Genomic DNA, 7,778 nt, shown 5'->3' with positions numbered 1-7,778 from the left:
ACAGATACCTAGAAAAAATTTGTATTCTTCTCTAGGTTTATTTATGTTGCATTAAAAATCACAACAAACAATTTTAAAATAGTTCAGTTTTTACTTGACCTTTTTATAGCTGGCTTATTTTCGTGGCTCACATTAATTATTGTAACGTCAAACTAACGAAACAGGTATCTATATTGGTGACATAAATATGACAGCTTCGTCATCTTCACTACAAAAAAGCCAGTTATCTTGTTAGAAATTCTGGCCAGTTCTGGTTCTCTTGAAACTTACGCTATTTAAGCGACAAATTAATTTCTTTGATATAACTATGGCGAACAGCTAAGAAAAATATCCCATGAAAGCCAGAAAAGATTAATAAAAGCTTCACTGCTATTCCCATAGATGAAAAAGAAAACAATGTATTTAAAGCCCACATAATAATTAGATAATTAAGAGTAGCTACTAAAAATGGTATAAAAAATAAATTTCCCATTTCAATCGTAATAATTTGGTTGCGATTTCGTTCTGGCACTCCAACAACGTGCAGGGTTTTATGATAACGCTTGTCTTGTTCGAGCTCACCATAAATTCTAAAATAAAGCGTACTAGCAGAAAATATGAAAAAGACTAGCCCAATAACCGTACTAACAAATAAGGTCAGACCACTTTCTTGCCTGTTCTGCTGCATCGTTTGATAGGCTGATTGATAATTAAAAAAAGTCTGGTCTTTTCCAGCTATAACCTTATCAAGCATAGGGGTCATTACTTTTTCCATATAAGTTTCAATTTTCTTGTCAATCTGTTTACTTGTTGCCCATTCCTTAAAATCAATGATATATAGTGGAGATAAAACACCTGTCATCGCTTCGCTGTCAACAACCTGACTCTCATCAGGAATCAAGCTTGCTTGCTGAACCCTCTTAAACAGCTCATCAGAAACCAGACCGATATTCGGCGTTCCTCCTCCCAAATTAAACTCGCCTTCAACAAAATGAAAATTCACAGCAATTTTTTGATCTTTACTCCCCTCACTATACCTTAATTTTCCCGTATACAACTTGTTGTCCTGCCAACTGGGGCCGCTCAGTAATAATAATTCACGATTATTATTTAGTTTTCGTTCTTTATTTCCATTAAAAACAGCCATTTCATTGTATTGACTAATCGGAATCAAAAGAAGGTGTTTCCAAGATCCGCCATTCGCTACAGTATCTCGCAAACTCATATTATCCTCATAGAATTTAGAAATATATTGATTACTTTGCAGACTCCCGTTTGCTTTAACATCTAAAACAGTCATTTGAGTTTCATAACCAGCGTCTTCTATCGTTTTTTTTATAAAATTTATGTTTTTTTGATGAACATACCAATCATCCTCATCCTTTATATCAATAGCATCATATATATAGGCCAAATTAGCCTTTTGATCCGTCCCATAAACCAGTATTTCAGATAAAGCCATGGTAGTAGTCATCGCCACAAAAGCGACTGTTGCCGACACAACGATCAAAAAATAGACTAAACTATTTTGCTTCAAGCGATAACTCAGATTACTTAAAGCTAAAACTTTCCCACCCTTAAGCATGATTGGCCACTTTCGTAAAGACAAACTAAGATGGACCAACGTTTGATTAAAAAACAAATAGACACCACAAGCTAAACACGCAAAAATAATCAGTGAACTAATGGTAATAAACAAATAATTTTGAGTAATGGACAAATCATAGTCGTCATAACTTAACTTGGTAAACTTCATCACCGATAGTAATGATACATAACTAAAAAATAACAACATGGCACCCAGAGCGGTCAAATATTGATTTCCTTGTGGCTCTATAAATAGAGGTTCTGCAAGATCCAAATTCATATTCGTTTGTTTATTCCTGATAAAAAATAATGTATAAACTGAAATAACAATAAAAATTACCAGATGAGCCAACACAGTCAACACTACAGCCCTAAAAGGGAAATAAAAAACTAAATTAAAATCCAAACTCAGCAAGTTTTGAACAATCAAAAAAGATAATTTACCTAGAAGTAGCCCTGCTATCAGTCCAACAATCAAACTGGTGACACCAATTAAACAATTTTCTAAAACTAACATTTTTCTTAAATCATTTTTCTTCATTCCAATAATCAAATATAACGAAAAATTTTGGCGACGATCCTTTAAATACAAACGAAACATTGAGCCTAAAAACAATAGTGCTAATCCTGCAATTAATAACAACGTAACCCCAAGAAGATTGTTCGTACCAAAATACATGGCAAACACTGATAACTTCATACTTCCTTCTAATGTCTCTTTTTGCAATAAAGGATGAAAATAAAGCATCGCTCCAATGAAAAAGAATACCACAGAACAAACACTACTAAAAAAATATGATAGAAAAACCCGCGGTTGGCGCAGAATATTTCTAAAAATCAATTGATAGAACGTCATCTACCCACCCCTTTAAAATGTCATCTATCTCTTTACTAGATGTATCAAAAAATGATTGTCACAGTCGTCCCAACACCAAGTTCCGACTCTATATCAACACTATGATTTAACTCCTGAGCAACCTCATGTACCAGATAAAGGCCCATGCCTGTCGCTTCATGATGTTCCCGACCTTGATCACCAGTGAAAAATGGTTGAAAAACTCGAGGTAGATCACTTTTAGAGATCCCACTTCCGTAATCAGTAATCGTCAAATAAGTTTTTCCTTGTTGTTGATTTGCAGTAATTTCAATATTCTTTTCAGACTTCGCAGAATATTTAATAGCATTTGATAAAATCTGATACACAATAAATGATAGCCACTTTTCATCTGTTTCCACCATCAAATTTTCATCAATATTGATTTTAGGGTAGACATAATTTCTGATAAAATTACGTTTATGAGCAGCAACTGACTGGTTAGCCAGGTTTTTCAAATTAACTCTCTCTACTACAAAATCCTGCTGAAATGATTCCATTCTAGCCATAGTCAATGCCAAGTTCAAGCCTTCTTTCATGCGATCTGTTTCTTCAATCAAGCTTTCTCTATCCAACTCATCATCTTGCATCATCAACTCAATGACCGCCAAAGGAGTTTTCATTTGATGAACCCATTGATTGATAAATCGAGTGTGTTCGTCTCGTGCATTTTGCAATTGTTTAATTTCGTTAAAATAGCGCAGATAATGACATTGTAGCAACTCATTAATCGACTGCGATAACGGTGAAGAGTCATGGTCTATTTCTTCATACACATCTTTTTTTCGCTTGCGTGACAAGGTTTGATAGAGATTACGTTGTGTAACATAAACAAATCCCAAAAAGACCACAAGAACAACCATCGCCAAAGCAAAACTGTATAATAATAGGCCTGTTTTACGATACCCATCCAGCCAAACCATTCCTATCAATAGCACACTTAAAAGAATATACATAATAATAAATGGGACTTGTTGCTTTAAAAATAACTTCATACCTCTTCCTCGCCTAAATCCAAACGATAGCCTTTTCCACGAACAGTAATGATGCCATTTTTAAACCCTAAATCATGAAATTTCCTCCGTAATCGAGTCACATTAACCGATAATGTATTATCATCCACAAAATTTTCATTGTCCCACAGTTTATTTAAAATGGCTTCCCGTGTCACAATTGTAGGGTAAGCGGTCATTAATAATTCGACTAATTCTCCTTCTTTTTTCGTCAAGAACTCTTTTTTCTCGCCGTTAATTAACTCCAGCCTCTCTGGATAATAATTTAATTCTCCTTTCATGTAAACCCGTTCTTCAGACGTAGCTGCGTACTCTCCGTATACACGACGAATATGACTTTTAATTTTGGCTAATAGTAATTCATAGGAAAACGGCTTGGTTATATAATCATCAGCTCCATACTCTAAAGCCATAACTTGGTCCATATTCCCCTCACGAGCAGATAGAAAAATAATTGGACATTTTGATTTCTTACGAATTTGTTGTGTCCAATAAAAACCATCGTAATAAGGTAAATTAACATCCATCAAAACTAACTGTGGGTCTTGCTCAGTAAAAAAAACTCCGACAGCCTGAAAATCTTCTGGTGACACGATAGTAAAACCATATTTTTCAAAATGCTCACTAACAAGTTGAACAATTTTTTTATCATCTTCCACTAACATAATCTTCATTTTTACACGTCCTCATCTTTTTAGAGCTATGTAAGCACAAGATACAGCTACTTCTCCCTCACTAGCAAAAAAATTTATTAGTTTAATTATACAATACTTCAGTTATTTGCCATAGTAAGTTTTCACTCATATTTTCTTAAGATAAACGTGGTAGAGGAAATTAGCCCTTATAAAAGAGTTTAGTATTATTAGCGAGCTGACTTCTCTTTCTCTCCCCCTTCTAAATAAAAATAATTTTGTTTATAATACGCATCACTTTTCTCTATTAAGCTTAGAAATAAGTGGGCTCTTAAAATCAACAACTTATGCCTAAAATCTAGTTTTGATATTGACAAACATCCCTTAACACGGTATTCTATTACTTGTGTTATACTTTTGCCGCCTTAGCTCAGTAGGTAGAGCACCACCATGGTAAGGTGGGGGTCGCCGGTTCAAATCCGGCAGGCGGCTTCAATTTTCTCTAAAAAAACAGACCTGTTAAGGTCTGTTTTTTTGTTATGCCACCAGCCCCTTCATCTTAATTAAATTGACTTGCGTCAATAATAAAACAACTTTCTTGACTCCTTTTGACTACAATTGTAAACTTAATATATACTAAAACTAAAGGAGAGATTGTCATGAAAAAGGAAACCATTCATCAAAATCATGAGGCCATGGATCACCAAATGGAAATGGGTATGGGTATGTCACATTCTAATCACCAACAGATGCACGGAACACATGACCATGCAGAACATGGGGCACAGTTTAAGAAAAAATTCCTAATTTCATTATTAGTTGCTATTCCCATTATTTTTATGGCTCCCATGATGGGAAAGACCCTTCCTTTTCAAGTTACTTTTAAAGGCTCTGAATGGATTGTCTTATTTTTAGCAAGTTTTTTGTATTTTTATGGCGGTTGGCCATTTTTACAGGGAGCAAAATCTGAAGTCAGTCAAAAGAAACCAGCCATGATGACTTTAATTGCTCTGGGAATTTCAGTGGCTTATTTTTATAGTATTTATGCCTTTATTGCAAATAACTTTTTAAATAGTGGCACTCATGTAATGGATTTTTTCTGGGAATTAGCCAGTCTAATTGTTATTATGCTCCTTGGACACTGGATTGAAATGACTGCTGTTGGCAATGCTGGAAACGCTCTTAAAAAGATGGCAGAACTTCTCCCAAATGAAGCCACTTTAGTTGACCAAGATGGTCATACAACCACCGTTCCTTTAAGTAAAGTTCAGCTGGGGCAAAAAGTCATAGTAAAATCAGGCGAGACTATTCCAGTTGACGGCATCATTCTTCAAGGCAGCACTACTGTCAATGAATCTCTCATTACTGGTGAGGCTAAAGAGGTATATAAAACAATCGATGAAGCTGTCATTGGTGGCTCTACTAACGGCTCTGGTACTATTACAGTTAAAATTACCGCAACAGGTGAAAGTGGTTATTTGTCCCAAGTGATGACTTTGGTAAATCAAGCACAACAAGAAAAATCAAAAGCTGAATCGTTATCAGATAAAGTCGCTAGCCTCCTTTTTTATATTGCAATTGGAATTGGGGCAATCGCATTTATCAGCTGGCTTATACTGACCAATGACCTAAACATTGCCCTTGAACGACTCGTAACCGTTCTGATTATTGCGTGTCCACATGCTCTAGGTCTAGCAATTCCCTTGGTGGTGGCTCGTTCAACTTCTCTAGGCGCACAAAATGGCTTACTAGTGAAAAATAGACACTCATTAGAAATCACGCGTCACGTTGATACTGTTTTTATGGATAAAACTGGCACACTTACTGAAGGTAACTTTACTGTCACATCTGTCCAGTCATTAAATAATCAATTCACTGATAATGAGATTTTAAGTTATATGGCAGCCATTGAACAGCATTCAAACCATCCATTAGCTACTGGAATCATAACAAAAGCAAAAGAAAATAAATTAAAAATCCCACCAGTTAAAGAGGTTAAAACACTCTCAGGCGTTGGATTAGTTGGACAAGTAAACAACCAAGTGATGAGCATAGTTAGTGCCAGTTATTTAACAAGAGAAAAACTAACATATGATAAAGAGCAATTTAATGACCTTGCCAGTCGTGGTAACTCAATTAGTTACTTAGTAATAGCCAATCAAGTTGTTGGCTTGATTGCTCAAGGAGATCAAATAAAACCAGAAGCAAAGAAAATGATTAGGGCATTGCAACAACAGAGCATCCAACCAGTGATGTTAACTGGTGACAATTTACATGTTGCTCAAGTCGTGGCAAAAGAATTAAATATAACTGATATTCATGCCGAATTAATGCCTCAAGACAAAGATCAAATCATTCAAAACTATCGTAACAAAAAACACGTAACTATGATGGTAGGCGACGGAATCAATGATGCACCCAGCCTAGCACGAGCAGATGTAGGAGTTGCAATTGGGGCCGGGACTGACGTTGCAATAGATTCCGCAGATGTTATTCTCGTAAAAAGTGATCCTGCTAATATCTTACACTTGCTTTCACTTGCCAAAAATACCACACGAAAGATGATTCAAAATTTATGGTGGGGAGCTGGTTACAATATAATTGCTTTGCCACTTGCGGCTGTTCTACTAGCACCCTTTGGCATTCTTCTTAGTCCAGCAATCGGAGCTGTTCTCATGTCTCTCAGCACCATAATTGTCGCAGTTAATGCCATCCTTTTAAAAATTGACTAGACACTAAATAAGAAGCAAACATCCGATAATACTTGCAATTGTTCTCCTATTATTGTACGCTTTTAACAGGTGTACAAAATAGGAGATTAAGCGAGCAAATGAAAATAAGAATAATCGGTCATGCTGGTAGTGGCAAGACAACATTAAGTAAAGACCTTCAAACTGAGTATGACTTTCCTTCAATACCGCTAGATTCTTTTCTTAAGCAGAAAGACAAAAAGAAGCGACGTCACAATCTTCATAATGAGATGAATAAATTTGATAGTTGGGTTATTGAAGGTGTACAAGAACAACGCTGGTGTCGCCAAACTTTTAGCAATGCTGACCTTGTTATCGTTCTTGACTATCCTCTTTATGTCGTACAATATCGAGTCCTTAAGCGAACGGTTCTTGGCATGCGTAAAGCAAGTAAGGATCGCAAAAAGTTCCTTCTTAAACGTGCTGTTGCACTACTAAAATGGAACCGGCGTTTTTCTAAAAATATGCCCAAACTCAAGAAAAGACTTTATGAATTTAACAGCAATCTTTATATTATTCAAACACCCAAAGATATTGCCCGTGTTAACACTATCATTGGGTTTTACACAGACGAAAAAAACAAGCATTAGTTCGCTTGTTTTTTTGTTTCAAAACTATGAAATTGTCAGTTCATTTATACCTTCTAAAAGCTTATTAGAGAGCTTCTTCGACTTCTATTAATAACTTCATGTTAATAAGTATACTACGCGTCATAGTCACTACAAATGCTATTTATCCACTAGCCTTTCTCTTAGAAGAATCTGATAGTCGCTTATTAAGTTATTTTTCTAAAATAAAAAAAGACACGGCATAATCGTGTCTAAACTCCGGCAGTAGGACTCGAACCTACGACATCATGATTAACAGTCATGCGCTACTACCAACTGAGCTATGCCGGAATAATACAACTTAAGCGTGGCAACGTCCTACTCTCACAGGGGGA

5 protein-coding genes and 2 tRNA genes are annotated in these 7,778 nt (G+C 35.7%); 3 read left to right on the top strand and 4 right to left on the bottom strand.

Features of this window, described 5'->3' with window-relative positions:
- Nucleotides 1-271 precede the first annotated feature (271 nt).
- Genes AC5KOD_RS03420 through AC5KOD_RS03410 form a run of 3 tightly spaced genes read right to left on the bottom strand, consistent with a single transcriptional unit; the run spans nt 272 to nt 4,127 of the window.
- Complete coding sequence (locus tag AC5KOD_RS03420; protein ID WP_496913134.1) at nt 272-2,422, bottom strand: ABC transporter permease; 2,151 nt, start codon at nt 2,420-2,422, stop codon at nt 272-274.
- A gap of 44 nt (nt 2,423-2,466) precedes the next feature.
- A complete protein-coding gene (locus AC5KOD_RS03415; protein ID WP_496913133.1) occupies nt 2,467-3,435 on the bottom strand; it encodes a sensor histidine kinase in 969 nt (322 codons plus the stop codon).
- On the bottom strand, nt 3,432-4,127 hold the full coding sequence (locus tag AC5KOD_RS03410; RefSeq protein WP_496913132.1) for a response regulator transcription factor: 696 nt from the start codon (nt 4,125-4,127) through the stop codon (nt 3,432-3,434). The genes AC5KOD_RS03415 and AC5KOD_RS03410 overlap by 4 nt, the downstream gene beginning before the upstream one ends.
- Before the next feature lie 377 nt (nt 4,128-4,504).
- Here AC5KOD_RS03410 and AC5KOD_RS03405 point away from each other — a divergent pair.
- From AC5KOD_RS03405 to AC5KOD_RS03395, 3 genes are all read left to right on the top strand, one after another.
- Nucleotides 4,505-4,577 (top strand) — tRNA-Thr (locus AC5KOD_RS03405).
- 167 nt (nt 4,578-4,744) lie between these two features.
- Entirely contained in the window at nt 4,745-6,817 is a 2,073-nt protein-coding gene (locus AC5KOD_RS03400; RefSeq protein ID WP_496913131.1) for a heavy metal translocating P-type ATPase, read from the top strand.
- Between the two features lie 98 nt (nt 6,818-6,915).
- Nucleotides 6,916-7,425, top strand: coding sequence for a P-loop NTPase family protein (locus tag AC5KOD_RS03395; RefSeq protein ID WP_496913130.1), 510 nt, complete (start codon nt 6,916-6,918; stop codon nt 7,423-7,425).
- 235 nt (nt 7,426-7,660) lie between these two features.
- On the opposite strand, the gene AC5KOD_RS03390 is transcribed toward AC5KOD_RS03395, so the two are convergent.
- Nucleotides 7,661-7,734, bottom strand: a tRNA-Asn gene (locus AC5KOD_RS03390).
- Nucleotides 7,735-7,778: the final 44 nt, after the last annotated feature.

It is taken from the genome of Vagococcus sp. WN80Y, from assembly GCF_059621045.1.
This window is presented reverse-complemented; position numbering and strand designations above follow the sequence as displayed.

What these genes read in the sequence shown, in the direction of transcription:
- AC5KOD_RS03420 (WP_496913134.1), bottom strand. Translation starts at nt 2,422, where the DNA reads ATGACGTTCTATCAATTGATTTTTAGAAATATTCTGCGCCAACCGCGG.
- AC5KOD_RS03415 (WP_496913133.1), bottom strand. Translation starts at nt 3,435, where the DNA reads ATGAAGTTATTTTTAAAGCAACAAGTCCCATTTATTATTATGTATATT.
- AC5KOD_RS03410 (WP_496913132.1), bottom strand. Translation starts at nt 4,127, where the DNA reads ATGAAGATTATGTTAGTGGAAGATGATAAAAAAATTGTTCAACTTGTT.
- AC5KOD_RS03400 (WP_496913131.1), top strand. Translation starts at nt 4,745, where the DNA reads ATGAAAAAGGAAACCATTCATCAAAATCATGAGGCCATGGATCACCAA.
- AC5KOD_RS03395 (WP_496913130.1), top strand. Translation starts at nt 6,916, where the DNA reads ATGAAAATAAGAATAATCGGTCATGCTGGTAGTGGCAAGACAACATTA.